The organism is Mesorhizobium sp. RSR380A, assembly GCF_054719385.1.
In genome coordinates this window covers 3,622,432-3,648,733 of the sequence record NZ_JBTTIB010000001.1, presented here as the reverse complement: position 1 = coordinate 3,648,733, position 26,302 = coordinate 3,622,432, and the positions used below count along the sequence as shown (strand labels likewise).

Below are 26,302 nucleotides of genomic sequence, written 5' to 3'. Positions count from 1 at the left end.
GAGTAGCGACGACGCTACGCGTCGCGCTTGGGATAATGAGGCGCGACGACGCTTCGCATCGCGCGGGCGTCCGCGCTGCGGGAGGACGAAAGCGTCACCCGGGGATGCGACGACGCTGCGCGTCGCGCATAGATCACTGGCATAAATCCCAGCGATCAGAAAAATTGATTGGCGCAACCCCTTGTGCCACGGTTACCTTCCGCTGGTCCAGCCAAGCAAAAAAGACTGGCCATCGAGGAACACCTTCCATGCCACAGCGTAACGACACGGCCATATGGTCCGGCCTGTTCCGGATTTCGGCGGAATCGGGCCAGACCCTGCAGGCGCAGATCCGTCAGGCGATCGTCGCCGCCATTCTCGACCGGCAGATCGCCGCTTCGATGCCGCTTCCGTCCTGCCGCATCCTGGCTGAAAAACTCGGCGTCGCGCGCGGCACTGTGGTGCTGGCGTTCCAGCAATTGGTCGATCAGGGATTCCTGGTGGCGCGCGAACGGCGCGGCCATTTCGTCAATCCGGATGTGCTGGCCACCCCCGCCAAGCCGCACCAGAAGGCGCCCGACCAGCAGAACGAGATCGACTGGAAGGCACGCCGGCAGATCGCCGCCAGCGATATGCCGCCACCGGCCAAGCACGACAACTGGATCAAGTCGTCCTACCCCTTCGTCTACGGCCAGTTCGACCCGGCGCTGTTCCCGACAGCCGAATGGCGTGAGTGCAACCGCATGGCGCTGGCCGTGCTCGAAATCCGCAACTGGGCCTCCGACATGGTCGATCGCGACGATCCGCTCTTGATCGAGCAGATCCAGGCGCGGCTGTTGCCGCGGCGCGGCATCTTCGCCAATCCGGACGAGATCATCGTCACGCTCGGCGCCCAGAACGCGCTCTATATGCTGGCGACACTGCTGATGACAAAGGGCTCCAAGGTCGCGATGGAAGACCCGGGATACCCCGACGCGCGCTCGATCTTCCGCCTGGCAGGCGCCGAAATCCAGCCGGTTCCGGTCGATCAGTCCGGCATCGTCACCTCGTCCATCCCCAACGATTCCGGCTTTGTCTTCGTCACCCCCAGCCACCATTGCCCGACCATGGTGCCGCTGGCGGCAGAGCGGCGGCAGGACCTTCTGGCGCGCGCCAACCGCCACAACCAGATCATCATCGAGGACGGCTATGACAGCCAGCTTCTCGACGAGGCGCCGCAGCAGGCGCTGAAGAGCCTCGATCGCTCGGGTCGCGTCGTCTATGTCGGCTCGATGTCGAAGACGCTGGCTCCGGGCCTGCGGCTTGGCTACATCGTCGCTTCGGCTGGACTAATCTCCGAGCTTAGGGCGCTGCGCCGCTTCATGCTCAGGCACCCGCCGGCCAACAACCAGCGCGCGGTCGCGCTGTTCCTGTCGCTCGGCCATCACGAGGCGCTGGTGCGGCGGCTGTCGTCGGCCTTCGACGAGCGGCGCAAGCGTCTGGTCCATGCGATTTCCGCATTCCTGCCGGAATGGCGCTCGACCGATTCCGCCGGCGGCACATCGCTCTGGCTGGAAGGCCCGCGCGGCACCGATTCACGTGGACTGGCCGAGGCCGCGGCCTCGCGCAGCGTCATCATCGAGCCGGGCGATCGCTTCTTCGATCGCACCGAAAAGCCGTCGCGTTTCATGCGCTTGGGCATTTCCTCGATCGCACTGCAGCACATCGAGCCGGGTATTCGCGAGCTCGCGACCGCAGCCGGACGCAGGCCCGCTGCAGCCTGACTTGCCTGTGCCGGGGCTTTGAACAGCCCGGCCCTTGGCATGATCACCAACATTCTGCATTAGCTCTCTGGCATACTCGGCTGCATTGACTGGCCCATAGGCTGGGCCAATGGCAACGGCATAGTCGGCTGACAGAGGGACGAAGCAAGCCGACGGTGGACCAATCATCGCGTCGTGTTTCGCAAGCTAAAGGTGGAGTGCCCCCATGTCAGTGGCTGTTGAGAAGCAGGATGCGGCTCCTAAAGATGCATCAGCCGACCAGCGTTCGCGCCGATCCGGCGGGCGCGAAGCGCGCCGCGCCATGCGGGCCGCACCGCTTGCCGACGATATCCGGCCGGTGCGCGCCGGCCTCGAAGGCGGCAGCTACGGGCCGCTCAACCAGAACGACCAGGAGCGCATCCATGAAGCGGTGCTGACGCTGCTGGAGACCGTCGGCTTCGCCAATGCCATTCCCTCCTGCATCGAGGCGCTGACCGGGGTCGGCGCCGTCTATGGCGATGACGGCCGCGTCCGCTTCCCACGCGGGCTTGTGATGGACACGATCAGACGAGCCGCGCGGAATTTTACGCTGCACGGCCAGGACCCCAGGCATGACATGCTGATCCAGGGCAAGCGCGTGCATTACGGCACGGCGGGTGCGGCGGTGCATCTGGTCGATGTCGAAAAGCGCGAATACCGCGAGTCGCTGGTGCAGGACATTTACGACGCCGCCCGCCTCGTCGAAGGGCTCGACAACATCCATTTCTTCCAGCGGCCCATGGTGCCGCGCGACATTCCCGATCCGCTCGAAATGGACTTCAACACGCTCTATGCCTGCGTGATGGGGACGTCGAAGCATGTCGGCACCTCGTTCACGGTGCGCGAGAACGTGCAGCCGGCGCTGGAAATGCTTTATGCGATCGCCGGCGGCGAGGAGAATTTCCGCGCCCGGCCGTTCGTGTCGAACTCCAATTGCTTCGTCGTGCCGCCGATGAAGTTTGCCGAGGACGCCTGCGGCGTGCTCGAAGCCTGCGTCGAAGGCGGCATTCCGATCCTGCTTCTATCGGCCGGCCAGGCCGGCGCCACCGCTCCGGCGGCAATTGCCGGCGCTGTGGTGCAAGCGGTGGCCGAAGTGCTGGTCGGCCTCATCTACGTCAACGCCATCAAGCCCGGGCATCCGGCGATCTTCGGCACCTGGCCGTTCGTCTCCGACCTCAGGACCGGCGCCATGTCGGGCGGCTCGGCCGAGCAGGCAGTGTTGACTTCGGCCTGTGCGCAGATGGCGCAGTTCTACGATCTGCCGGGCGGTTCGGCCGCCGGCATGACGGATTCGAAACTGCCCGACATCCAGTCCGGCTATGAAAAGGGCATCACCGATGTGATGGCCGGTCTTGCCGGCCTCAATCTGGTCTATGAATCGGCTGGCATGCACGCCTCGCTGCTCGGGTTTTGCCTGGAGAGCCTGATCATAGACAATGACATGCTGGGCCACTGCCTGCGCTGCGTGCGGGGCATCGAAGTGACCGACGAAGCGCTGTCGATCGACACCATCACCGAAGTCTGCATGAATGGCCCAGGCCACTATCTCGGCAACGAGCAGACGCTGCGGCTGATGCAGACCGAGTATTTTTATCCGGCCGTGGGCGACCGCTTTTCGCCCAAGGAATGGAACGAGAAGGGCCGGCCCGACATCTTGCAGCGGGCGATCATCGAAAAGAAGCGCGTGCTTGCCGAGCGCTTTCCGCGCCATGTGCCGAAGCTGCTCGACGACAAATTGCGCGCCCGCTTCGGCGAGATGATCAAGCTGCCACGCAGCGGCATGGGCGGGTAAGCTTCACCTTACGTAGGTCAGTCCGCACTTAACCCAAAGCGCTCGACCACTTCGGCGCTGATCAGCTTGCCATGCAGCGCCATCAACACGATCTGGGCATCCAGGCTGTCGCCGATTTCAAGCGCAGCCTCGATGCGGCGCTCAGCGTCCAGCCGCCGCTCCGGCCCATTGGCCTGCTCGAAGGTTTGTGGGCCCGCGATGCAATAGCCAAACAGCTGCGCCACGGACCGGTAGGCGTCCGGCGGCGGCTCGTCCGGCCAATGATCCTTCATCAAATTGACGATGGTGAGCTTTACCCCCTCAGGGACAAGCGCCGGATGCAGATCGGCGCCGCGCAGCGCGGTGTCGAGTTCCCGCAAATCGCCGGAGCGGCCGAACATGCCGAGGAAACCGATTGAAGAGCGCCGTTTAGTCACGTTGATACTTTCCGTCCGATAGCCGACCACTCATATGGGAATGTAGGATCGTTTTTCATCGCCTTTGCGGAGTCTCAGGCAAGCCAGGCGTCGAGCCCGAATTCCCGCTGCAACAGGTCTTCCGCACTTTCCAGCGCGCCCTCGATCCAGCCGTGATTGTTGGACCACGCTTCGCCACAGACATGAATGCCAGGAGCGAGCGTATGGCTCGCCAGTTTTATACCGGAGATATCTATGCCACGGTCCCATACATGCGACGCGCCGCCATAGGCCGGCGCACCCCAATCCTGCGCAAACCCGCCGATGGGTTTCGAGATGGCGCCGTGTTTGCCATGGACTTCGACCATCTGGCCGTGAAAGGCCTCCAGCGCGGAATGTCCCTCGGCCAAAACCGCAAAACCGTGGCGCCGAGCGAGCTCAGGCAGCAGTGAGCGCCAGAATACCATGTGCCTGCCATCGCAATAGGCCATGGCGACGCTCCGCCGAATCGTCGCGTCGCGCGCGTCCGCTTTTGTGAACTGCCATATCTGGCGAGCCGGCAGATCGGTCACGCTGTGGCCGGCCGCGATGCCGTTTCGAGCCCACCATGGGCTGGCATAGCAGGCGGCCAGCGTGAGCATCGGCCAGGGTTCCGGTGCCGGCAGATCGCTGGGCTGCTCGATGCCGGACTTTTCCAGCAGGGTCCGCAGGGGGCGGACCGGTAACGCCAGCACGACCTTGCGCGCCTCGACCGTCCCGCCTTGCCCCTCGACAGACAAGACCATCCCTTGCGCCGAGCGGGCGATGGCGGTCACGGTGTGATCGAGATGGACGGCGCCGCCGCTGACAGCGATCCGCCCGGCCATTCGCTCCGCAACCGGCTGGAACCCGCCATCGGGGGAACAATAGGAGCGGCCGCCGCTCAGCTCGCCGAGCGCAAGCCTGAACGTCTCGGCGGCGTTGGGTCCACGCAGGAGCAACGAATAGCCCACCGCGTCCTCGGCAAAAGCCATTTCCTCCGGGGTCAAGACAGTCGCCAGCACATCCCAAGTCGCCCAATCCGCCAGCTTGCGGCCGCGATAAACGAAGCCTGCGGCGCCGTTCCATTCGGCGCTGCCGAAGGCCTCCGAACCCGGCAGGATCAGTGCTGCCGCCTTTCGCAGCAGGCGGGACGGGCCTTTTTCCTGCAGCCGACGCGTCACGTCATAGGCAAACAGGCGGCGCGGCGCAAAGCGCGATATAGCGGCGTAGGGCAGGCTCCTACCGCGCAGATGGAGCCGGTTGGCGCCGGTGACGACGTCCATACCCGACAGCTTTACATCCAGCGTCGCCATGAGTTTTTTGAGCAGCCGATGTTGCGGCATCAGCATCATCGCGCCGAGATCGATGCCGAAGTTCGGCTCTCCGGGAAATGAGACCGTGGAGGCCCGACCGCCGACGCGACCGGCGGATTCGAAAACAGCGATCCTTGCGGGCTTTTCACTTTGGGACAAGCGCCACGCCAGGAAGAGACCGGCCATGCCCGCGCCGACAATAGCAATGTCGACCGGGGCAATGTCGATCGGGCTAGGCGGCAAGGATACGCCCGTGGCGGAAAACCATCATCATGGACGACGCTCTGGACCCCTCTTGATTTCGTGTCAAAAAACCCGAAACTGACGAGGACTGCAATGTCATACTGACAGGTGGGATCAGTTGGCGTGCGAGCAGTGATCTAAAACGGGCAACGGGTCCTATGAAGAAACAGTATCACACACCAGTCATCCGCAAGGCAGGACGACTTTCCGGCATCACAGCCATCGCCGCTTCGTCCGGCCCGCCTCCACCCTGAGGCCGCCATCCAAACAAGCTTACGCCAAGGCTTTCATGCCGGCCCGATCAGGCCGGCATTTTCATATCAAGCGGGTGCTCAGTGGTTGTCCCTCGGCACGCCGCTGGTGTGCGCGACGTCCTGGTATTTCACCGCCGGCTTCAGCACCATGCCCTCCGAGAACTGGTCGACCATGGAGCGCTGGATCTCCTGCCATGGCGTCTGATGCTTGGGATAATGATAGCCGCCATCGACCTGCAGTTCGGCACGGCGGCGCGTGATTTCCTCGTCGGTGACGAGGATGTTGGCAGTGCCTTTCCGTAAATCGATGCGCACACGGTCGCCGGTCTTGAGCAGCGCCAGGCCGCCGCCAATGGCGGCCTCCGGCGAAGCGTTGAGGATAGACGGCGAGCCGGATGTGCCCGACTGGCGGCCATCGCCGATGCAGGCCAGCGCGTGAATGCCCTTCTTGATGAGATAGGCGGGCGGCTGCATGTTGACGACCTCGGCGCCGCCGGGATAGCCGATTGGGCCAGCGCCGCGCATGAACAGGATGGTGTGCTCGTCGATGCCTTGCGCCGGATCGTCGATGCGGGCGTGGTAGTCCTCGGGACCATCGAAGACCATGGCGTTGCCCTCGAAGGCTTCCGGGTCGTTCGGGTTGGAGAGATAGCGTTCGCGGAATTCCGGCGAGATGCCGCTCATTTTCATGATTGCGGAATCGAACAGATTGCCGCTGAGATTGATGAAGCCGGCATTGGCCTTCAGCGGCTCGGCGACGGTGCGGATGACGTCGGTGTTCTCGTTGGCGACATCCTTGCAATTGTCGCCGATCGATTTCCCGTTGACGGTCATCGCTTCGGGATAAGGCAGCAGCTTGGCCTTCATCAGTTCGGCCACCACAGCCGGCACGCCGCCGGCATGATGATAGTCCTCGCCGAGATATTCGCCCGATGGCTGCAGATTGACGATGAGCGGCACATGGAGGCCGACCGTCTGCCAGTCGTCATTGGTGAGCGGCACGCCGAGATGGCGGGCAATCGCGTTGAGGTGGATCGGCGCGTTGGTCGAGCCGCCAATCGCCGAATTGACGACAATGGCGTTCTCGAACGCCTTGCGCGTCATGATGTCGGATGGCTTCAGATCCTCATGCACCATCTCGACGATGCGCTTGCCCGTCTCATAGGAGATCTGGCCGCGCTCGCGGTAGGGTGCCGGAATGGCAGCCGAGCCCGGCAATTGCATGCCGAGCGCCTCGGCCAGCGAGTTCATCGTGGTGGCGGTGCCCATGGTGTTGCAATAGCCGGTCGACGGCGCCGATGAGGCGACGATGTCCATGAACTCGTCATAGTCGATCTCGCCGGCCGAGAGGCGCTGGCGCGATTCCCAGACGATGGTGCCCGATCCCGTGCGCTTGCCCTTGTGCCAGCCATTGAGCATCGGTCCGACCGAAAGTGCTATGGCCGGAATATTGACGGTGGCCGCCGCCATCAGCAGCGCCGGCGTGGTTTTGTCGCAGCCGATGGTCAGCACGACGCCGTCGAGCGGATAACCGTAAAGCACTTCGACCAGGCCGAGATAGGCAAGGTTGCGGTCGAGTGCCGCGGTCGGGCGCTTGCCGGTCTCCTGGATCGGATGGCACGGGAATTCGAAGGGGATGCCGCCCATCGAGACGATGCCTTCGCGCACGCGCTTGGCGAGCTCGATATGGTGGCGGTTGCATGGCGACAGATCCGAGCCGGTCTGGGCGATGCCGATCAGCGGCTTGCCCGACATCAGCTCGGCCCGCGTCAGGCCATAGTTCAGGTAGCGCTCGAGGTAGAGCGCGGTCATGCCTGGATTGTCGGGATTGTCGAACCACTCCTGCGAGCGAAATTTCTTCTTTCCGGTGGGGGCGCCTGCCATCATGGTCTCCGTATTTGTAAGACAAATCGATATGGCAACGCGCGGAAGCAGGCAAGAGGGCGCACCGTCGCAACCGGACTTTGGTGCGATAGACACAGACCAGACCGTGCGTTAGGCCTTCGAAGTCTGTCCGGGAGGTGTCGATGGCTTTGGTGATCGAAGGCGAGGAACGCATTGCCGCCCCCCTGCAGAAAGTGTGGGACGCGCTGAACGATCCGAAGGTTTTGCAGGCGACCATTCCCGGCTGCCAGCACCTGGAGATGAAATCGCCGACCGAAATGGCGGCGACGGTGGTCCTGAAGATCGGACCGATCAAGGCGACATTCAACGGCGAGGTGACGCTGAAGAACCTGAAGCCGCCGCACTCCTACACCATCCAGGGCGAGGGCAAGGGCGGTATTGCCGGCTTCGCCAAGGGTGGCGCCGACGTGACGCTGACGGCGGACGGGCCGGATGGGACAGTCCTCAAATACGCGGCCAAAGCCGAAGTCGGCGGCAAGATCGCCCAACTCGGCAGCCGGCTCATCGAATCGACTTCGAAGAAGCTGGCCGGGCAGTTCTTTTCAAGCTTTGGCGAGAAGGTGGGTTCCCCTCCCCCTTTAGGGGAGGGTGCCTCGTGAAGCGAGGCGGGTGGGGTCGCCTCAACTGCCTCAACGTGAGTTGAGCTGCCTCGACTTGTAAAGAAATAGCGTCGAGCGTGTCACCGCGGACCCCACCCGGCCCTTCGGGCGACCCTCCCCTCAAGGGGGAGGGATATCCGAGCTACTCGAACACGATGTTCGGCACCGCCGCTTCGGCCGCGCCGCGTTCTTCGTTGACCCGGTCCCAGACCTTCGAAGCAATATCGCGGTAAATCTTCGCCTCGGGGCTGTCGGGCTTCGACGCCACCACGGGCGAGCCTTCATCAGAACTTTCGCGAATTCCCATTTCCAGCGGCACTTCGCCGAGGAAGGTCACGCCGAGTCGCTCGGCCTCGCGCCGCGCCCCGCCATGGCCAAAGATGTCGTAGCGCTTGCCGGTATCGGGGGCTATGAAATAGCTCATGTTCTCGACGATGCCGAGCAGCGGCACGTCGACCTTCTTGAACATATTCAATCCTTTGCGGGCGTCGATCAGCGCCAGGTCCTGCGGCGTCGAGACGATGACGGCGCCGGCCAGCGGCACCTGCTGGGCCATGGTCAGCTGGGCGTCGCCGGTGCCGGGCGGCATGTCGACGACGAGCACGTCGAGGCGGCCCCATTCGACCTCGCGCAGCATCTGCGTCAGCGCCGACATCACCATCGGACCGCGCCAGATCATCGGCGTCTCCTCGTCGACGAGGAAGCCCATCGACATCACCTTAAGGCCGTAATTCTCCATCGGTTTCAGGATCTTGCCGTCGACGGTCTGCGGCCGGCCATGGATGTTGAGCAGCCTGGGCATGGACGGCCCATAAATATCGGCATCGAGCACGCCGACACGCAAACCGTTGGCGGCGAGGCCAAGCGCGATGTTGACAGCGGTGGTCGACTTGCCGACGCCGCCCTTGCCGGACGCCACCGCGATGATCGCCTCGATGCCGGGCACGCCGCGCTTGCCCGAGCTTTGCGAGGCCGGGGCGTGCGGGGCTGGAGAGTGTGGAGCTGGGCGCGGCGCGGCTGGCGCAGCCGGCGGTGCGGGCCTGGGCGCGGGACGCGACGCAACCGGAGCCTCCATGCCGCCGCCCTTCTTCTCCGCCGTCAGCGCGACGACGGCGCCGGCGACACCAGGGATCGCCTTGACGACACGCTCGGCTGCGGCGCGCAGCGGCTCCATCTCCTGTGCGCGGGCGGCGGGAACGGTGATCGAGAAAAACACTTTCGAATCGGCAATGAAAATCTCCGAAACCATGCCGAGGTCGACGATGTTGCCGGTGAAGTCCGGCCCGTTGACCGTCTTCAGACGCTCGGTGACGATTTCCTTGGTGACGGACATGCATTGTTCCCTAGGCGTTTGGCTGCGGCTCAGATAGTGCAGATTGGCAGCGACTCCAAGCACCACCGGTGTCCGCCTCACCCTGCCAGGCCAACCGCTAGGTAGGTGAGCGCCGAAATTGCAGCCGTGGCCGGCAAGGTGACGATCCAGGCGATGACGATGTTGCCGGCAATGCCCCAGCGCACGGCCGAGACGCGGCGGGCGGCGCCGACACCGATGATGGCCCCGGTGATGGTATGGGTGGTCGACACGGGAACGCCGAGCCAGGTGGCGGCAAACAGGGTGATGGCGCCGCCGGTCTCGGCGCAGAAGCCCTGCATCGGGTTCAACCGGGTGATCTTCGAGCCCATCGTGTGGACGATGCGCCAGCCGCCGAACAAAGTGCCGAGCGCCAGTGCTGTCTGACAGGTGAGGACGACCCACAGCGGCACGTAGAACGTCCCGCCGAGCATACCTTGCGAATAGAGCAGCACGGCGATGATGCCCATGGTTTTCTGGGCGTCGTTGCCGCCGTGCCCTAGCGAATAAAGCGAGGCCGAAAAGAACTGCATGACGCGGAAAGTGCTGTCGACGGCGAACGGTGTCTGGCGCACGAACAGCCAGGAAACGGCCAGGATGAGGACCAGCGCCAGAACAAACCCTGTCGCCGGCGACACGACGATTGCGGCGACCGTCTTGCCAAGCCCGGTCCAGACGATGGCGCCGGGCCCAGCCTTTGCAACGCCGGCGCCGACAAGCCCGCCGATCAGGGCATGCGAACTGCTGGACGGGATGCCGGCAATCCAGGTGACGATGTTCCAGACGATGGCGCCGACGAGCGCCGAGAAGATCACCGCCGGCGTGACGATGCTGACGTCGACGATACCTTTTCCCACGGTTTCAGCCACGTGAAGGCCGAAGAACATGAAGGCGATGAAATTGAAGAAAGCCGCCCACAGGACCGCATATTGCGGTCTCAGCACGCGGGTGGAGACGATGGTGGCGATGGAGTTCGCTGCATCGTGCAGGCCGTTGAGAAAATCGAAAAACAGCGCGACGGCGACAAGGCCGATCAGCACGGGAAAGGCGATGGTGGCTTCCATTGCCTAAACGTTCTCGATGACGATGCCGCTGATCTCGTTGGCGACGTCCTCAAAGCGGTCGACCACCTTCTCCAGCTGGCCGTAGATCTCCGAGCCGATCAGGTAGGCCATCGGATCGCTGCGGCCATGCCGCTTGAACAGGTCCTTCAATCCCTGCTCATGCAGATCGTCGGCGCGGCTTTCGACGCGCATCACCTCTTCGGCGATGGCGTTGAGGCGTACCGTGTGCGTGCCGACCTTGCTGAGCAGCGGGATTGCTTCGGCAACCAGCCTGGAGGCGGCAACGATGACGCCGCCCATCTCCTGCATCAGCGGGTCGAATTCCTTCTTTTCGAACAGCTTCACCGTCTTGACGGTCTTGTGCATCATGTCGATGGCGTCATCCATCGACTGGATCAGGTCCTTGATGTCGCCGCGATCGAAGGGCGTGATGAAGGAACGCCGCACCGCCAGCAGCACTTCGGCCGTGATATGATCGGCCTCGTCCTCGAGATCGATGATCTTCTGGCACCAACGATCGATGTCCTTGCCCTGCAGGAGCTGCTCCAGCGCCTCGGCGCCGCCGACCACGGTGCGGGAATGCCGTTCAAAGAGGTCGAAGAAGCGATCTTCGCGCGGCAAAAGCTTGCGGAACCAGCCCAGCATGTCCGATCTCCTCGTATTCCATCCAACCACATAGCGCCGTGTTCGGCCGGGGGAAACAGCCAGCCGGCCCAAAGATGTGGATGCATGGCCAATTGCGGGTAGAGCTTGCGGCGAAAGGCAATTTCCCCGACCTTGCGCGAAACGAACGGACGGATGGTATGATCGACAAGCTCGAATTCTTCATCGCGCTGGCCAAGGAGGAGCATTTCGGCCGGGCGGCGGAAGCGTGCGGCGTCACGCAGCCGACCTTGTCGGCCGGGATCAAGCAGCTGGAGGGCCAGCTCGGCGTCATGCTGGTCAATCGCGGTTCGCGCTTTCAGGGGCTGACGCCGGAAGGCAAGCAGGTGCTGGTGTGGGCGCGTCGCATCGTCGGCGATTCCAGGACCATGCGCGAAGAGATGCGGGCGGCGCGACATGGCCTGTCCGGGCGTATCCGTATTGCCGCCATCCCGACCGCCCTCGCCATGGTGGCGCGGCTTACGACGCCATTTCGCGAGAAGCATCCGGGCGTCACCTTCTCTATCCTGTCGCGCACCTCGATCGAGGTGTTGTCGCTGCTCGGCAATTTCGACGCCGATGCCGGCATCACCTATCTCGACAACGAGCCTCTCGGACGGGTGACCAGCGTGCCGCTCTATGACGAGCGCTACCAGCTGATCACGGCGGTCGGAAATCCCTATTCGGATCGCGACAAAGTGACATGGGCCGAAATCAGCCAGCTGCCGCTCTGCTTGTTGACGCCGGACATGCAGAACCGCCGCATCATCGACCAGCATCTGGCCGAGGCCGGCGTGCAGGTGCGGCCGACACTGGAATCCAACTCGATGATCGTGCTGTTCTCCCACATACGGACAGGCAAATGGTCGTCGATCATGCCGCTCAACCTGGCGGAAACATTCGGTTTTTCCGAGCCGATCCGGGCCATTCCGATCGTCGAACCGGATGCCAGCCACACGGTCGGGCTGGTCGCCGCGCCGCGCGAACCGCACACGCCGCTGGTGCAGGCGCTGCTGGACGAGGCGATGGCGCTGGCAGACGATTTCCGCGCCAATCGCTGAGCTAGTCATAACTGGTCAATCGGCGCGATAGAAATTTTCTATCGTGCAACGAAACCGCTTTATTGATTTCATAGGTTTTCTCTGATTTCTTAAGCACTTAGCGATTAAGCGGCGTAGGCATGTCGTTGTTCCAAAACCGCTTCATGCTTTTGGACGATTATATGCATCGATCGCTACGATAGGGAGGGCGCTGCGTGACGATGCAGCCTGCAAGTACCGAGATACAGTCGCGCACGGCGGCGATCATCCAGGAGTTGAAGGGCCTCGAAGGCCCCCTGCTGCCGATCCTGCACGAGATCCAGGAAGAATTTGGCCACGTGCCGCAGGACGCCGTGCCCGTCATCGCCGATGGGCTGAACCTGTCGAGGGCCGAAGTGCATGGCGTCGTGACCTTCTATCATGATTTCCGTGCCCGGCCGGCTGGCCGGCATGTGCTCAAGCTCTGCCAGGCGGAAGCCTGCCAGTCGATGGGTTCGGATGCGATCGCCGCAAAGGTCAAGCAGTTGTTGGGCATCGATTTCCATGAGACCACCCGCGACGGATTGGTTACACTTGAGCCTGTCTATTGCCTCGGGCTGTGCGCCTGTTCACCGTCGGCGATGCTGGATGGTGAGGTGATCGGGCGGCTCGATGACGAGAAGATCGAAGAGATCGTCGGGGAGGTACGCTCATGATCCCGCGCATCTACATTCCAGGTGACTCCGGCGCGCTGGCGCTCGGCGCCGAAAAGGTCGCCAAGGCTGTTCGTGCGGAACTGGCTGAACGGGGCGTCGAGGCCAAGATCGTCCGCAACGGCTCGCGCGGCGCCTATTTCCTCGAACCGATGGTCGAGGTCGCGACCGAAAAGGGCCGCGTCGCTTACGGGCCGGTCAAGCCATCGGACGTCAAGAGCCTGTTCGACAGCGGCTTTCTCACCGGCGGGCATCACAAGCGCTGGCTGGGCGCGCCCGACAAGATCCCGTTCCTGGCCAAACAGACGCGCCTGACGTTCGCGCGTTGCGGCATCAACGACCCGCTATCGCTCGACGCCTACAAGTCACTGGGCGGGCTGAGGGGCCTGCAGAACGCGGTGGCCATGGCGCCGCTCGACATCGTCAAACAGGTCACGGAATCGGGCTTGCGCGGCCGCGGCGGCGCCGGCTTCCCGACCGGCATCAAGTGGAAGACGGTGCTCGATACGACATCTGACCGCAAATACATCGTCTGCAATGCCGACGAGGGCGACAGCGCCACCTTTGCCGACCGCATGATCATGGAGGGCGACCCCTTCGTGCTCATCGAAGGCATGACGATTGCCGGCATCGCCACCGGCGCGACCAAGGGGTTCGTCTATATCCGCTCGGAATATCCGCATGCGGTGGATGTCATGAACAAGGCTGTCGAGGTCGCCCGCAAGGCAGGCGTGCTCGGCGTCAGCGTGCTGGGTTCGCCCAACCCCTTCGACATGGAAATCCGCGTCGGCGCCGGCGCCTATGTCTGCGGCGAGGAAACGTCGCTGCTGAACAGCCTTGAAGGCAAGCGCGGCGTGGTCCGAGCCAAGCCACCGCTGCCGGCAATCCAGGGTCTGTTCGGCAAGCCGACGGTGATCAACAACGTCATCAGCCTAGCCTCCGTGCCCATCATCATGGACAAGGGTGCGGCCTTCTACAAGGATTTCGGCATGGGCCGCTCGCGCGGCACGATCCCGATACAGATCGCCGGCAACGTCAAATTCGGCGGCCTGTTCGAGGCGGCCTTCGGCATGACGCTGGGCGAAATCGTCGACGATATCGGCGGCGGTACGGCCACTGGTCGCCCGGTGAAGGCGGTGCAGGTCGGCGGCCCGCTCGGCGCCTATTTCCCGCGCGGCCTGTTCGACACGCCGTTCGACTACGAAGAGTTCGCGAAGCGCGACGGGCTGATCGGCCATGCCGGCATCACCGTGTTCGACGACACGGCCAACATGCTGAAGCAGGCGCGCTTTGCCATGGAGTTCTGCGCCATCGAAAGCTGCGGCAAGTGCACGCCCTGCCGCATCGGCTCGATACGCGGGGTGGAGACCATCGACCGGATTGCCGCCGGCATCGAGCCGGAGAAGAACCTGGCTCTGGTCACCGATCTCTGCAACACGATGAAGTTCGGATCGCTCTGCGCGCTGGGCGGCTTCACGCCCTATCCGGTGATGAGCTCGATCACCCATTTCCCCGAAGATTTCAAGCCCGCGCCGGCGCGCGTGGCTGCTGAATAGGTGCTGGCAGATGAATATCAAGGCCGACTTCCCGACACTCATCGAAGAACTCGATTACGGAACCCCGGAATCGAAGGCGCAAAAGCAGGTTACGCTGATCGTCGACGGCCGCAGCATCAGCGTGCCGGAGGGTACGTCGATCATGCGCGCGGCGATGGAAGGCGGGGTCGAGATCCCAAAACTCTGTGCCACGGACATGCTGGACTCGTTCGGCTCCTGCCGCGTCTGCCTGGTCGAGATCGACGGGCGCGGCGGCACGCCGGCATCCTGCACGACGCCCGTCGGCGAAGGCATGGTGGTGCGCACGCAATCCGAGCGGCTCGACGCCATCCGCCGCGGTGTCATGGAGCTTTACGTCTCCGACCACCCGACCGGCTGGAACGAGAAGGCCGGTACCGGGGCCAGCGAGTTCGACGTTGTGGCGAAGTCTGTCGGCCTGACCGAGAACCGCTTCGGCATCGAGGGCCGCAACCACGTCAAGCAGGAAAACGGCGTCGCGCCCGGCCATGGCTCGCTGGCGGTCGACTACATCGCCCGCGATGAGTCCAACCCCTATTTCACCTATGATCCGGCGCAATGTATCGTGTGCTCGCGCTGCGTGCGGGCCTGCGAAGAGGTGCAAGGCACCTTCGCGCTGACGATCGAGGGCCGCGGTTTCGAATCGCGCATGGTCGCCGGCATGCACGAGGATTTTATCGCCTCCGAATGCGTATCCTGCGGCGCCTGCGTGCAGGCCTGTCCGACCGATGCGCTGCGTGAAAAGACCGTGCTTGAGAAAGGCATGCCCGAGCGTTCCGCTGTCACCACCTGCGCCTATTGCGGCGTCGGCTGCTCGTTCAAGGCAGAAGTGAAGGACGACGAAGTCATTCGCATGATGCCCTACAAGGACGGCAAGGCGAACCACGGCCACTCCTGCGTGAAGGGCCGTTTCGCCTATGGCTATGCCACCCACAAGGACCGCATCCTGTCGCCTATGATCCGGGAAAAGGTCAGCGATCCCTGGCGCGAGGTGAGCTGGGAAGAGGCCATCGCCCATACGGCCAAGGAATTCCGCCGTATCCAGTATCAATACGGCCGCACCTCGATCGGCGGTATCACGTCCTCGCGCTGCACGAATGAAGAGACCTATCTCGTCCAGAAGCTGGTGCGCCAAGGCTTCCGCAACAACAATGTCGACACTTGCGCGCGCGTCTGCCACTCGCCGACCGGCTACGGCCTCGGCCAGACCTATGGCACCTCGGCCGGCACGCAGGATTTCGATTCCGTCGATTTCACCGATGTCGCCGTCATCATCGGCGCCAATCCGGCTTCCGCGCACCCGGTGTTCGCCTCGCGGCTGAAAAAGCGGCTGCGCCAGGGCGCCAAGCTGATCGTGCTCGATCCGCGCCGCACCGAAATGGTCAAGTCGGCGCATATCGAGGCCGACTATCACCTGCCGCTGAAGCCCGGCACCAACGTGGCGGTGCTGACGGCGCTGGCGCATGTCATCGTCACCGAAGGTCTTTTCGACGAAGCCTTCATCCGCGAACGCTGCGACTGGGCGGAGTTCCAGGATTGGGCTTCTTTCGTCGCCTTGCCGGAAAACAGCCCCGAAATCGTCGGCAAGCTGTCCGGCGTCGATCCCGAACTGGTCCGAGGTGCTGCGCGGCTCTATGCCAAGGGCGGCAATGGCGCGATTTATTATGGCCTCGGCGTCACCGAACACAGCCAGGGTTCGACCACGGTGATGGCGATCGCCAACCTTGCCATGGCGACGGGCAATATCGGCCGTCCCGGCGTCGGCGTGAACCCGCTGCGCGGCCAGAACAACGTGCAGGGTTCCTGCGACATGGGCTCGTTCCCGCATGAACTGCCGGGCTACCGCCACATCTCCGGCGAGGCGGTGCGCGACATCTATGAGACGCTGTGGGGAGTGAAGCTCGACGACGAACCGGGCCTGCGCATCCCCAACATGCTGGATGCCGCCGTCGACGGCTCCTTCAAGGGCATCTACATCCAGGGCGAGGACATCCTGCAGTCGGACCCTGATACCAAGCATGTCGCGGCCGGCCTGGCGGCGATGGAATGCGTCGTCGTGCACGACCTGTTCCTCAACGAGACAGCGAACTACGCGCATGTCTTCCTGCCGGGCTCGACCTTCCTGGAAAAGGACGGCACCTTCACCAATGCCGAGCGCCGCATCAACATGGTGCGCAAGGTGCTGGAGCCGAAGGCGCGCTATGCCGACTGGGAAGCGACACAGGAGCTTGCCCGCGCGATCGGGCTGGACTGGAACTACCAGCATCCCTCCGAAATCATGGACGAGATCGCCAAAACGACGCCAAGCTTCGCCGGCGTCTCCTTCGATCTGCTCGACCGTGTCGGATCGGTGCAATGGCCCTGCAACGAGAAGGCGCCGCTCGGCACGCCGATCATGCATATCGACGGCTTCGTGCGCGGCAAGGGCAAGTTCATCCGCACAGAATATGTGGCGACCGACGAGCGGACCGGGCCGCGTTTCCCGTTGCTGCTGACCACCGGCCGCATCCTCAGCCAGTACAATGTCGGTGCACAGACAAGGCGCACCGAAAACGTCATGTGGCACTCGGAGGACCGGCTGGAGATCCATCCGCACGATGCCGATAACCGCGGCCTGCGCGATGGCGACTGGGTGCGGCTGACCAGCCGTTCGGGCGAGACGACGCTGCGTGCGCTGATCACCGACCGGGTGTCGCCAGGTGTGGTCTACACAACGTTCCACCATCCCGACACGCAGGCCAACGTCATCACCACCGACTTCTCGGACTGGGCGACCAACTGCCCGGAGTACAAGGTGACCGCGGTGCAGGTCGGCGCCTCCAACGGGCCTTCGGACTGGCAGCGCGATTATAACGAGCAGGCCGAGCAGAGCCGCCGCATCGCAAAGCTGGAAGCGGCGGAGTAGTCTTGCCACGGCGTTCGACAATAAGAGCTTCAATCTTGACGGTTGGTCGACCCCTACTCCGTCGAGCTTTGCTCAACACCTCTCCCCCGATCGACGGGGGAGAGGAAGGACGCGAGCTTATGCCGCCTGGCGCCTTTCCTCTCCCTCCGGAGGGGGGAGAGGAAAGGGGCGAGCCTCCACAGCTACTGCTAAGGACGAACAGGGCAGAGGGGCGCGCCTCGTGACCCGAAAACGCCAAGCCACCACCCAAATCTCTCGCCTTGCCCACCGCGCCAGCGGCACTGCGGCGGCCAACCGCATGGTGCCGGAAGAGACGCCGGTGGCGTTCTCCTTTGCCGGCACCACCCATGCGGTGATGATGGCGAGCCCGGCCGATTTCGAGGATTTCGCGCTCGGCTTCTCTCTGACCGAAGGCATCATAGCCTTGCCTGACGAAATCGATGCGATTGAGGTCGAGGACCATGGCGCCGGCATCGATATCCAGATCCGGCTGAAGGACCAGGCCAATACGCGCTTCGAGACGCGGCGCCGGCGCTTGGCCGGGCCGGTTGGCTGCGGGCTGTGCGGCATCGAATCGATCGAGGAAGCGATGCGCTCGGTCGACAAGGTTGGTGCGTCCAAGCTTACGCTTGAAGCCGACGACATCACCCGTTCGGTAAAGCTTTTGTCCAAGGTGCAGCCTCTGCATTCAGAAACCGGCGCCGTGCATGCAGCGGGCTTCTACATTCCCGGCAAAGGCATCGTCATGGCGCGCGAGGATGTCGGCCGGCACAATGCGCTGGACAAACTGGCCGGCGCGCTGGCCAAGGCCGGCATTGACGGTGCATCGGGCGCGGTGGTGGTGACATCACGCGTCTCAGTGGAGATGGTGCAGAAAACGGCGGCGATCGGCTCCGCCTTCATCATCGCCGTGTCGGCGCCGACAGCCCTTGCCATCCGCACCGCCGAAGAGGCCGGCATGACGCTGGTGGCGCTGGTGCGCGGCGACGATTTCGATGTTTTCACCCACCCGGAACGGGTGGTCTTGGGAGTTGCCCAGCATGTCGCATGACGAAGAACACATCACGAGCACCGGGGAAAAGCTGGTGCGCATGGCCAACCAGATCGCCGCCTTCTTCCATTCAAGGCCCCGCGAGGAAGGTGTGGCGGGCGTGGCCGAGCACATCAACAAGTTCTGGGAGCCCAGGATGCGCCGGCAGTTCTTCGAGATGCTGGACAGTGGCGGCGAAGGTTTTGACGAACTCGTCGTCGTGGCCTCGGCCAGGATCAAGCGGCCGAAGACCGAGGAGCAGGCCGATGTGAGCATCGGCTACGTCCAACCCACGGGTGCAGAGAGCGCCGCTCCCCAGAAATAGCCTCCCCCAGAAATGGCGGGCGAACACGGTTCGCCGCGGGCTATATTCCTGTCTTCTAAAGTTTGGCTGCCGCATCCGCCAGGCGTCTGCTATGGTCGGCGATCAGAAATCGTCTGGCCGGGCGGGATAGCAACGTGAGGCCGATCGAGACGCGATATGCCCTCAGCGGCGACGTGCGGATCGCCTATCAGGTGGTCGGCCAAGGATCGTTCGACCTGGTTTTCGTGCCCGGCTTCATCTCCAATCTCGACCTGCATTGGGAAGACGAGGGCTACGCCAGGCTCTTGAAACGGCTCTCGGCGTTCTCGCGGCTGATCCTGTTCGACAAGCGCGGCACCGGCCTGTCCGACCGCGTCGACCCACGCCACCTGCCCAGCCTCGAAACCCGCATGGACGATGTGCGCGCGGTGATGGATGCCACCGGCAGCGGCCGCGCGGCCTTGCTCGGCGCTTCGGAAGGCGCGCCGATGGCAATGTTGTTTGCCGCCACCTATCCGGAACGGACACGAGCGCTGGCGCTCTATGGCGGTTATGCGCATTTCCACAAATGGGTGATGTCGCCGGAGCGCCTCGAGGCCTTCATCGCGACGGCCGGCACGGAATGGGGCACGGGCGCCACACTGCCCAACTTCGCTCCCGGCCGGGTAGATGATGCGCATTTCACCCAGTGGTGGGCCCGCTTCGAGCGGCTGTCGGCCAGTCCGACGGCAGCGGCAGCCCTTGCCCGGATGAATGCCGGAATCGATGTGCGCGGCGTGCTTTCGGCGATCGGCGCACCGACACTGCTCATTCATCGCCGCAACGACGCGCGGGTCGACCCGGACGCCAGCCGCTTCCTGGCGAAAGAGATCGCCAATGCGCGATTGGTCGAGGTCCCCGGGCGCGACCACCCGATCTGGACCGGCGATGTCGACCGGGTGGCCGACCTGATCGAGGAATTCCTGACCGGCGAGCGTGCCGTGGCCGAAGCGGAGCGCGTGCTTACCGCTCTTCTGGCGACACGCATCTACGACACGGCGCGGGTTGGCGACCGCATGTGGAGCGAACGTAGCGAGCGCTTCCAGGAGAGCTGGCAGCAGCTGGTCGGCCGTCATGGCGGACGCGTCGCCGGCATCCATGGCGAATTGATGATCTCGCGCTTCGACGGGCCGGCGCGGGCCATACGCTGCGCGGCGGCACTGCGCGATGCGGCGCAACATATGGGCATTGCAAGCGCCCAGGGCGCCCATGTCGGTGAGGTCGAAATGCGCGGGCCGCCGGTGGGGCTGATGGCACGGGTGACGATGCAGATCGCCGCCCATGCCGGGCGCGGCGATATTCTGGCGTCGCGGCTGGCCGCCGATCTGGCGGCGGGGTCCGGCCTGCATTTCATCGATGCCGGGCGTGTCACGGTGGATGAGCTGGACGAGCCGCTGGCGCTGGTCCAGGCAACGTCGGAACAGCACCTGGAGCCGGCCTGCCGCCCCAAGGCGAAACCCGCCGAGCCGGCTCAACTGACGGCGCGCGAAAGCGAGGTGGTGATCCTGATCGCCGACGGCAAGAGCAATGCCGCGATCGCCGCCGAGCTGAGGCTCAGCGAGCATACGGTCAAGCGTCATGTCGCCAACATATTGCTGAAGCTCGATTTGCCGTCACGGGCGGCGGCAGCGGCATTTTCCGCCAGGCAGGCTGGCCCGGACGGGCCATAGGGACCATGGCGCTTTCGGGCGAAGCGGCCAGGTGGGGTCGAGGCGTACCAATTCTCTCCATGCAGGCCAGGCGGATGTCGCCGGGAAAGGCACTGCGGATGGAGGATGCAATGCTGAAGTCAAACAGGTCGATCAAATCGCTGGTGATAGCGGCAGGCGTTGGCGCGCTGTTCACGATCGCTCCCGCCAGAGCCGAGGATGCCTCGGCGGCCGCCGCCTACAAGGACATCGAGGCGACGCTCGGCTCAGTGCCGGACATGTTCAAGACGCTGCCCGATGTCGCGGTTGCCGGCGCCTGGGCCGAGATCAAGGGTGTGCAGCTCAACCCCAAGACCGCGCTCGACGGCAAGACCAAGGAACTGCTGGGGCTGGCCGTCGCCTCGCAGATCCCCTGCCAGTACTGCATCTATTTCCACACCGAGGCCGCCAAGCTCAATGGCGCGACCGATGAGGAGATCAAGGAGGCGATCGCGATGGCGGCCATCGTGCGCCACTGGTCGACGATGCTCAACGGCAGCCAGGTCGATTTCGCGACCTTCAAACAACAGACCGACGGGGTGTTCGCAGCCGTCAAAGCCAAGTCGCAGTGAAAGAAAATGGCGGGCGGTGCGCCGGGCATTGCTTGTGATCATTCAACCGCCCGATCAACGGGCCATGGAGGAGAAGATGCTGACCAAGACGCAGAGCGTGGACGGCGCGGCGATCAAGAAAGCGATCGAAGGACGGGACGGCAGGATGCTCGCTAGCTTCTATGCCGACGACGCACTGGTGCGGGTGATCGACCGCAACAATCCGCCGAGCAAGCCGCGCGAGATCCGCGGCCGGGCGGCGATCAGCACCTTCTGGGACGACATCTGCAGCCGGGCGATGACCCACAAGGTCGACACCACCATCGCCGATGGCGACAATCTCGCCTTCACCCAGGCCTGCGCCTATCCGGACGGAACGAAAGTGTTCTGCGCGGCGATGCTGGAGCTGAAGAATGGGCGGATTGCACGACAGACCGTCGTGCAGGCCTGGGACGAGTAGTTCCACCGCGGAAAGATCAACCGCGGTTTGGGCCGCAAAACTGGAGGAGACAAAAATGTTCAGCGCCAGATGGCAGATCGACGCCAAGTTCGGGCACAAGCAGACCGTGCTCGACCTGTTGAAGAAATGGGAACGCGAGATCGGCTCTCAGGTCGGCATTGCCGATCTCGAGTTCCAGATCATGACCGGTTCGGTCGGAGCTCGGGAAGCGACGGTCGAATCGCATCATCAGGTCGAAAGCCTTGCCCAGCTGGAGGGATTCTTCGCGAGGATCGGCAAGATCGACGCGCACGCCAAATGGGGCAAGGAGATGGAGCCCTACGTCGTTTCAGGCACCAGCCTTTGGAACATCTACCGCATCGTGGAGTAGCCGTGGCAGGTGCAGCAGTTTTCGGCCATCAGTTGCGGCGGCCGAAACTCGTCCGCTGCCCGGAAAACCGCCCTTCCCTGACCGATCCGGCAGCCGCGACACGTGCCGGCTGATTGGGCAATGTGGCCTGCTTGGCCAGGGCCGCCGCTATCAAGGCGTCGGCCTGGCGCGCGCGCTGGTCCGCGCCGGCATCTCCGGCAGGGTTGCCCGCCACGGCGGAGGTCGACATCCGCCGGCGGGGTTTGAAAGCAAGATAGAGAAGCAACGCGCCGAGCAGTCCAGCCCCAATGACGATCGTCAAACGCGTGCCGGTCATGCCGGTGCGTTCGATCTGGGTGGGGTTGGCGGGGTTCTGGACGACGGTGAGCTTGTCGCCGACCTGCGGTTCGCGGGCACCGTTCTTGTTCAGCTCCATCGTGGCCTCGACGGCGTCGGCGCCGGTGCCGACGCGCAAGGTGCCGGTGAATTTCTGGGTCACCTTCCACTCTTTGTCAGCATGAACCGTCTTGAACGCATCCACCAGTTCGCACGGGATCGTGGCGGTGCTGACGGTCTTGTAGACAATCTTGTGGGCGGTCGATTCCATGTCGCATTCGACATTGACCGCGAGGATTTCAGCAGGCGCCTCGGGCCAGCCGCTCTTCTTGATCATGTCCTTGCCGCCGAACACAGCGATCAGCAGACAGAAGCCGCCAATGAGTACCAGCTTGATCTTGGTCGTGTTCATGCGCAAACCCCTCGCCGCGCGGTTTCCCGGCAAGAGGCTGCTCGTTCAGGTTGAATATTCAGTAAATCGTGAACTCCCGCCGTACCGCAAAAGTAACTCTCGCTTAATGTACAGAAAACGGGTTGGCGAATATTTTAGAGATAGTGGCGGCCTCTACCCATGCGCCACCATCACATGACGAACGGCGGTATAATCCTCCAGCGCATAGAGAGACATGTCCTTGCCGTAGCCAGACTGCTTCAGCCCGCCATGCGGCATCTCGTTGGTCAGCATGAAATGGGTGTTGATCCAGGTGCAGCCATATTGCAGACGGGCGGCCGTCGCCATGGCGCGCGAGACGTTCTTGGTCCACACCGAGGATGCCAGGCCGTAGTCGCTGTCATTGGCCCAGTTCACGGCTTCATCGACTTCGGAGAAGCGGGTGATGGAGACGACCGGACCGAACACTTCGCGGCGCACGATCTCGTCTTCCTGCAGCGCGCCGGCAACCACCGTCGGCTGGTAATAGAAGCCGGAGCCTTCGCCCGGCTTGCCGCCGGTGGTGATCTCGATGTGCTTCAGTTCCGAAGCGCGCTCGACGAAGCTCGAGACGCGATCGCGCTGGCGGCGCGAGATCAGCGGCCCGATCTCATTTTCGGTGTCGTCGGGCTGGTTGTATTTGATGGTCGAGACGGCAGATGAGAGATCGGCGACGAGCTTGTCGTAGATCTTCTTGCCGGCATAGATGCGGCAAGCGGCTGTACAATCCTGCCCGGCATTGTAGTAGCCGAAACCGCGCAGGCCGTTGACCACGGCGCCGAGGTCGGCGTCGTCGAAAACGATGACCGGCGCCTTGCCGCCGAGTTCCAGATGCGTGCGCTTGACCGACTTGGCGGCGGCCTGCAGCACCTTCTTGCCCGTGGCGACGTCGCCGGTGATCGAAATCATGTTGACCTTGGCGTGATTGATCAGCGTGTTGCCGACGCTGTCGCCGCGGCCGAGCACGACATTGACGACGCCCTCGGGCAGCACCTCGGCCAGGATCCTGGCCAGCTTCAGCGCCGTCAGCGGCGTCTGCTCCGACGGCTTGAAGACGACGGTGTTGCCGCCGGCAATGGCCGGCGCCAGCTTCCAGGCCATCATCATCAGTGGATAGTTCCACGGCGCGATGGAAGCGACGATGCCGATCGGGTCGCGCCGCACCATCGAGGTGTGGCCGGGCAGATATTCGCCGGCGACCACGCCCGGCATCGAACGTACCGCGCCGGCAAAGAAGCGATAGCAGTCGACGATCGCCGGGATTTCGTCATTGAGCACGGCGTTGATCGGCTTGCCGCAATTCAGCGCCTCGAGCGCCGCGAACTCCCGCGCGTTGGCCTCGATGCGGTCGGCGATCTTGAGGAGATAGCCGGAGCGCTGCGCCGGCGTTGTGCGTGACCACAAGACGAACGCTCGCTCGGCGGCAGTAACAGCCGCCTCGATCTGCGCCTGGCTGGCTTCAGGCAGGTTGAGAATGGTCGCCCCGGTCTTTGGATTCAGAATCGGCTCCTCGGTCTCGGTGCCGTTCTCGAAGCTCGAGCCGATCAGCATCTGGGTGTCCATGCAGGTTCTCCTCGGTCAGGAGCGAGTAGCGAATAGCGAGTAGCGAATAGGGCTGGTCGTGCAATCTCCCCTATTCGCTATTCGCTACTCCCTATTCGCTGTTCTTCATTTGCCCGAACCGGCGATCTGGTCGCCGTCGCGGGTCAGGTAATAGGCGGCAAGGATGGGCAGCAGCGTCACCAGCACCACGACCATGGCGACGACATTGGTGACCGGACGCTGGCGTGGGCGGATCAGCTCTTCCAGCATCCAGATCGGCACGGTCTGCTGCTGGCCGGCGGTGAAGGTGGTGACGATGACCTCGTCGAAGGACAGCGCGAAGGCGAGCATCCCCCCGGCAAGCAGAGCGGTGGCGATGTTGGGCAGCACGACGTGCCGGAAGGTCTGGAAGCCGTCGGCGCCGAGATCCATCGAGGCCTCGATCATTGAGCCGGAAGTGCGGCGGAAACGGGCGACCGCATTGTTGTAGACGACGACAACGCAGAAGGTGGCGTGGCCGAGCACGATCGTCCAGAACGAGAACGGGATGTCGGCTAGCGAGAAGGCCGAGCGCAACGCGATGCCGGTGATGATGCCGGGCAGCGCGATCGGCAGGATGACGAGCAGCGAGATCGTCTCGCGGCCGAAGAATTTCGTCCGTGACACGGCGGCGGCGCACAGCGTGCCCAGTATCAAGGCAATCGCGGTCGAGATTGCGGCGACGCGGACCGAAAGCGACAGCGCCTGCCAGACATCCGGCCGGTTCCAGGTGACGGCGAACCATTGTGTGGTCAGCCCCGGCGGCGGCCAGACGAAGCTCTTCTCTTCCGTGGTGAAAGCATAGACGAAGATCAGCAGGATCGGCAGGTGCAGGAAGAGCAGGCCGCAAGCGGCTGCGATCTTGAGGCCGAGCGGGGCGGATTGCGAACCGTCAGAGCGCATCGAAGGCCCCCATGCGCTTGGCGCCCCAGAGATAGAAACCCATGATGACGATGGGCACGACGGTGAAGGCGGCGGCGAGCGGGATGTTGCCGGCGGTGCCCTGCTGCGAATAGACGGCCTGGCCGATAAACAGCCGCGACGTGCCGATGATCTGCGGGATGATGTAGTCGCCCAGCGTCAGCGAGAAGGTGAAGATCGAGCCGGCGACGATGCCGGGCAGCGCCAGCGGGAACAGCACGTTGCGGAAGGTCTGGCCCGGCGATGCGCCGAGATCGGAGGACGCCTCGACCAGATTGCCGGGCACGCGCTCCAATGCCGCCTGCACCGGCAGGATCATGAACGGCAGCCAGACATAGACGAAGGCGATGAAGGTGCCGGTGGCGGAGACCGACAGCGAGTTGCCGCCGACGACCGGCAGCGACAGCCAGCCGTCGAGCACCCAGAGCAGATGCAATTTGGCCAGCAGCCAGGTCAGAATGCCTTCCTTGGCGAGGATCAACTTCCAGGCGTAGATTTTCACCAGATAACTCGACCACAGCGGCAGCATGATTCCGAGATAAAACAGCGCCTTCCAGCGGCCCCGGGCATAGCGCGCCGCATAATAGGCGATCGGGAAGGCGATGGCGGCGGAGGCCAGCGTGACCAGCACCGCCATCGTCACCGTGCGCAGGATGATGTCGAGATTGGCGGGCTGGAACAGGTCGCCATAGGTCTTCAGCGTGAACTCATGGTTGATGAGGCCGGAAAATTCGTCGATCGAGAAGAAACTCTGTGCCAAGAGCGCGAACAGCGAACCGATATAGACGACGCCGAGCCACAGCACCGGCGGCGCCAACATGAGGAACAGCAGCAGTTGCGGCTTGCGCCAGAACAGGTCGGACAGCGCACCGCGCACGCCGCCGCTGCCGGGCAGGATGGCGGGGGCGGAGGTTGAGTTGAGCGCGGCGATGGTCATGGGGAGACCGCGTGCTGAAGGAACCCTGAGAAGCCGGGTTCCTTCACACCCCCCTCTGTCCTGCCGGACATCTCCCCCTCAAGGGGGGAGATCAGCAGTTTCGCTGCCTCGCCAAATCCCCAACGT

General features: G+C 63.7%; 23 protein-coding genes. 13 read left to right on the top strand and 10 right to left on the bottom strand.

Features of this window, described 5'->3' with window-relative positions:
* The first annotated feature begins 248 nt into the window (after positions 1 to 248).
* Complete coding sequence (pdxR, locus tag ACYG9Z_RS17620; RefSeq protein ID WP_023682059.1) at positions 249 to 1,742, top strand: MocR-like pyridoxine biosynthesis transcription factor PdxR; 1,494 nt, start codon at positions 249 to 251, stop codon at positions 1,740 to 1,742.
* A gap of 205 nt (positions 1,743 to 1,947) precedes the next feature.
* Complete coding sequence (locus tag ACYG9Z_RS17615; protein ID WP_023755188.1) at positions 1,948 to 3,552, top strand: trimethylamine methyltransferase family protein; 1,605 nt, start codon at positions 1,948 to 1,950, stop codon at positions 3,550 to 3,552.
* Positions 3,553 to 3,569: 17 nt separating this feature from the next.
* Here the strand turns inward: ACYG9Z_RS17615 and ACYG9Z_RS17610 are convergent, their stop codons facing one another.
* The 3 genes from ACYG9Z_RS17610 to ACYG9Z_RS17600 form a co-directional block, all read right to left on the bottom strand.
* Positions 3,570 to 3,968: a hypothetical protein gene (locus ACYG9Z_RS17610; RefSeq protein WP_031244087.1), complete on the bottom strand. Its 399-nt coding sequence runs from the start codon at positions 3,966 to 3,968 to the stop codon at positions 3,570 to 3,572.
* A 74-nt stretch (positions 3,969 to 4,042) separates the two neighbouring features.
* The gene (locus tag ACYG9Z_RS17605; RefSeq protein WP_023682062.1) at positions 4,043 to 5,524 is read right to left on the bottom strand and encodes a flavin monoamine oxidase family protein; all 1,482 of its coding nucleotides are present in this window, start codon (positions 5,522 to 5,524) and stop codon (positions 4,043 to 4,045) included.
* 332 nt (positions 5,525 to 5,856) lie between these two features.
* Positions 5,857 to 7,662, bottom strand: a complete 1,806-nt coding sequence (locus ACYG9Z_RS17600) for an IlvD/Edd family dehydratase (protein ID WP_023688786.1) — start codon at positions 7,660 to 7,662, stop codon at positions 5,857 to 5,859.
* 143 nt (positions 7,663 to 7,805) lie between these two features.
* Here ACYG9Z_RS17600 and ACYG9Z_RS17595 point away from each other — a divergent pair, with 143 nt between their 5' ends.
* Positions 7,806 to 8,282: an SRPBCC family protein gene (locus ACYG9Z_RS17595; protein WP_023732479.1), complete on the top strand. Its 477-nt coding sequence runs from the start codon at positions 7,806 to 7,808 to the stop codon at positions 8,280 to 8,282.
* 142 nt (positions 8,283 to 8,424) lie between these two features.
* Here ACYG9Z_RS17595 and ACYG9Z_RS17590 read toward each other — a convergent pair whose 3' ends face one another.
* The 3 genes from ACYG9Z_RS17590 to ACYG9Z_RS17580 all read right to left on the bottom strand — a co-directional run bounded on the left by ACYG9Z_RS17590 (position 8,425) and on the right by ACYG9Z_RS17580 (position 11,342).
* Positions 8,425 to 9,615: an Mrp/NBP35 family ATP-binding protein gene (locus ACYG9Z_RS17590; RefSeq protein ID WP_023732480.1), complete on the bottom strand. Its 1,191-nt coding sequence runs from the start codon at positions 9,613 to 9,615 to the stop codon at positions 8,425 to 8,427.
* Between the two features lie 77 nt (positions 9,616 to 9,692).
* Positions 9,693 to 10,697 (bottom strand): inorganic phosphate transporter, encoded by a 1,005-nt coding sequence (locus ACYG9Z_RS17585; RefSeq protein WP_023703518.1) that lies wholly within the window; start codon positions 10,695 to 10,697, stop codon positions 9,693 to 9,695.
* Between the two features lie 3 nt (positions 10,698 to 10,700).
* Positions 10,701 to 11,342 carry a DUF47 domain-containing protein gene (locus ACYG9Z_RS17580; protein ID WP_023673429.1) on the bottom strand — a complete coding sequence of 214 codons (642 nt, stop codon included), beginning with the start codon at positions 11,340 to 11,342 and terminating at the stop codon, positions 10,701 to 10,703.
* A gap of 158 nt (positions 11,343 to 11,500) precedes the next feature.
* Here ACYG9Z_RS17580 and ACYG9Z_RS17575 point away from each other — a divergent pair, with 158 nt between their 5' ends.
* The 10 genes from ACYG9Z_RS17575 to ACYG9Z_RS17530 all read left to right on the top strand — a co-directional run bounded on the left by ACYG9Z_RS17575 (position 11,501) and on the right by ACYG9Z_RS17530 (position 21,992).
* Positions 11,501 to 12,400 (top strand): LysR family transcriptional regulator, encoded by a 900-nt coding sequence (locus tag ACYG9Z_RS17575; protein ID WP_023673428.1) that lies wholly within the window; start codon positions 11,501 to 11,503, stop codon positions 12,398 to 12,400.
* 194 nt (positions 12,401 to 12,594) lie between these two features.
* A complete protein-coding gene (locus tag ACYG9Z_RS17570; protein ID WP_023753004.1) occupies positions 12,595 to 13,074 on the top strand; it encodes a formate dehydrogenase subunit gamma in 480 nt (159 codons plus the stop codon).
* Positions 13,071 to 14,627, top strand: coding sequence for a formate dehydrogenase beta subunit (locus tag ACYG9Z_RS17565; protein WP_023753003.1), 1,557 nt, complete (start codon positions 13,071 to 13,073; stop codon positions 14,625 to 14,627). The genes ACYG9Z_RS17570 and ACYG9Z_RS17565 overlap by 4 nt, the downstream gene beginning before the upstream one ends.
* 10 nt (positions 14,628 to 14,637) lie before the next feature.
* Positions 14,638 to 17,550: a formate dehydrogenase subunit alpha gene (gene fdhF, locus ACYG9Z_RS17560; protein WP_023753002.1), complete on the top strand. Its 2,913-nt coding sequence runs from the start codon at positions 14,638 to 14,640 to the stop codon at positions 17,548 to 17,550.
* Between the two features lie 220 nt (positions 17,551 to 17,770).
* On the top strand, positions 17,771 to 18,601 hold the full coding sequence (gene fdhD, locus ACYG9Z_RS17555; protein WP_023753001.1) for a formate dehydrogenase accessory sulfurtransferase FdhD: 831 nt from the start codon (positions 17,771 to 17,773) through the stop codon (positions 18,599 to 18,601).
* Positions 18,591 to 18,905, top strand: coding sequence for a formate dehydrogenase subunit delta (locus tag ACYG9Z_RS17550; protein WP_023688796.1), 315 nt, complete (start codon positions 18,591 to 18,593; stop codon positions 18,903 to 18,905). Before fdhD ends, ACYG9Z_RS17550 begins: the two co-directional genes overlap by 11 nt.
* Positions 18,906 to 19,039: 134 nt before the next feature.
* Entirely contained in the window at positions 19,040 to 20,593 is a 1,554-nt protein-coding gene (locus ACYG9Z_RS17545) for an alpha/beta fold hydrolase (RefSeq protein WP_023753000.1), read from the top strand.
* A 110-nt stretch (positions 20,594 to 20,703) separates the two neighbouring features.
* Positions 20,704 to 21,183, top strand: a complete 480-nt coding sequence (locus ACYG9Z_RS17540; RefSeq protein WP_023688798.1) for a carboxymuconolactone decarboxylase family protein — start codon at positions 20,704 to 20,706, stop codon at positions 21,181 to 21,183.
* Between the two features lie 76 nt (positions 21,184 to 21,259).
* A complete protein-coding gene (locus ACYG9Z_RS17535) occupies positions 21,260 to 21,622 on the top strand; it encodes a nuclear transport factor 2 family protein (protein WP_023688799.1) in 363 nt (120 codons plus the stop codon).
* 55 nt (positions 21,623 to 21,677) lie between these two features.
* The gene (locus tag ACYG9Z_RS17530) at positions 21,678 to 21,992 is read left to right on the top strand and encodes a hypothetical protein (protein WP_023738143.1); all 315 of its coding nucleotides are present in this window, start codon (positions 21,678 to 21,680) and stop codon (positions 21,990 to 21,992) included.
* Between the two features lie 28 nt (positions 21,993 to 22,020).
* Here ACYG9Z_RS17530 and ACYG9Z_RS17525 read toward each other — a convergent pair whose 3' ends face one another.
* From ACYG9Z_RS17525 to ACYG9Z_RS17510, 4 genes are all read right to left on the bottom strand, one after another.
* On the bottom strand, positions 22,021 to 22,719 hold the full coding sequence (locus ACYG9Z_RS17525; RefSeq protein ID WP_023746659.1) for a DUF3592 domain-containing protein: 699 nt from the start codon (positions 22,717 to 22,719) through the stop codon (positions 22,021 to 22,023).
* A 153-nt stretch (positions 22,720 to 22,872) separates the two neighbouring features.
* Positions 22,873 to 24,300: a gamma-aminobutyraldehyde dehydrogenase gene (locus ACYG9Z_RS17520; RefSeq protein WP_023746658.1), complete on the bottom strand. Its 1,428-nt coding sequence runs from the start codon at positions 24,298 to 24,300 to the stop codon at positions 22,873 to 22,875.
* 105 nt (positions 24,301 to 24,405) lie between these two features.
* Complete coding sequence (locus ACYG9Z_RS17515; RefSeq protein ID WP_023673416.1) at positions 24,406 to 25,221, bottom strand: ABC transporter permease; 816 nt, start codon at positions 25,219 to 25,221, stop codon at positions 24,406 to 24,408.
* Positions 25,211 to 26,176: an ABC transporter permease gene (locus tag ACYG9Z_RS17510; protein WP_023692630.1), complete on the bottom strand. Its 966-nt coding sequence runs from the start codon at positions 26,174 to 26,176 to the stop codon at positions 25,211 to 25,213. Before ACYG9Z_RS17510 ends, ACYG9Z_RS17515 begins: the two co-directional genes overlap by 11 nt.
* Between the last annotated feature and the right edge of the window lie 126 nt (positions 26,177 to 26,302).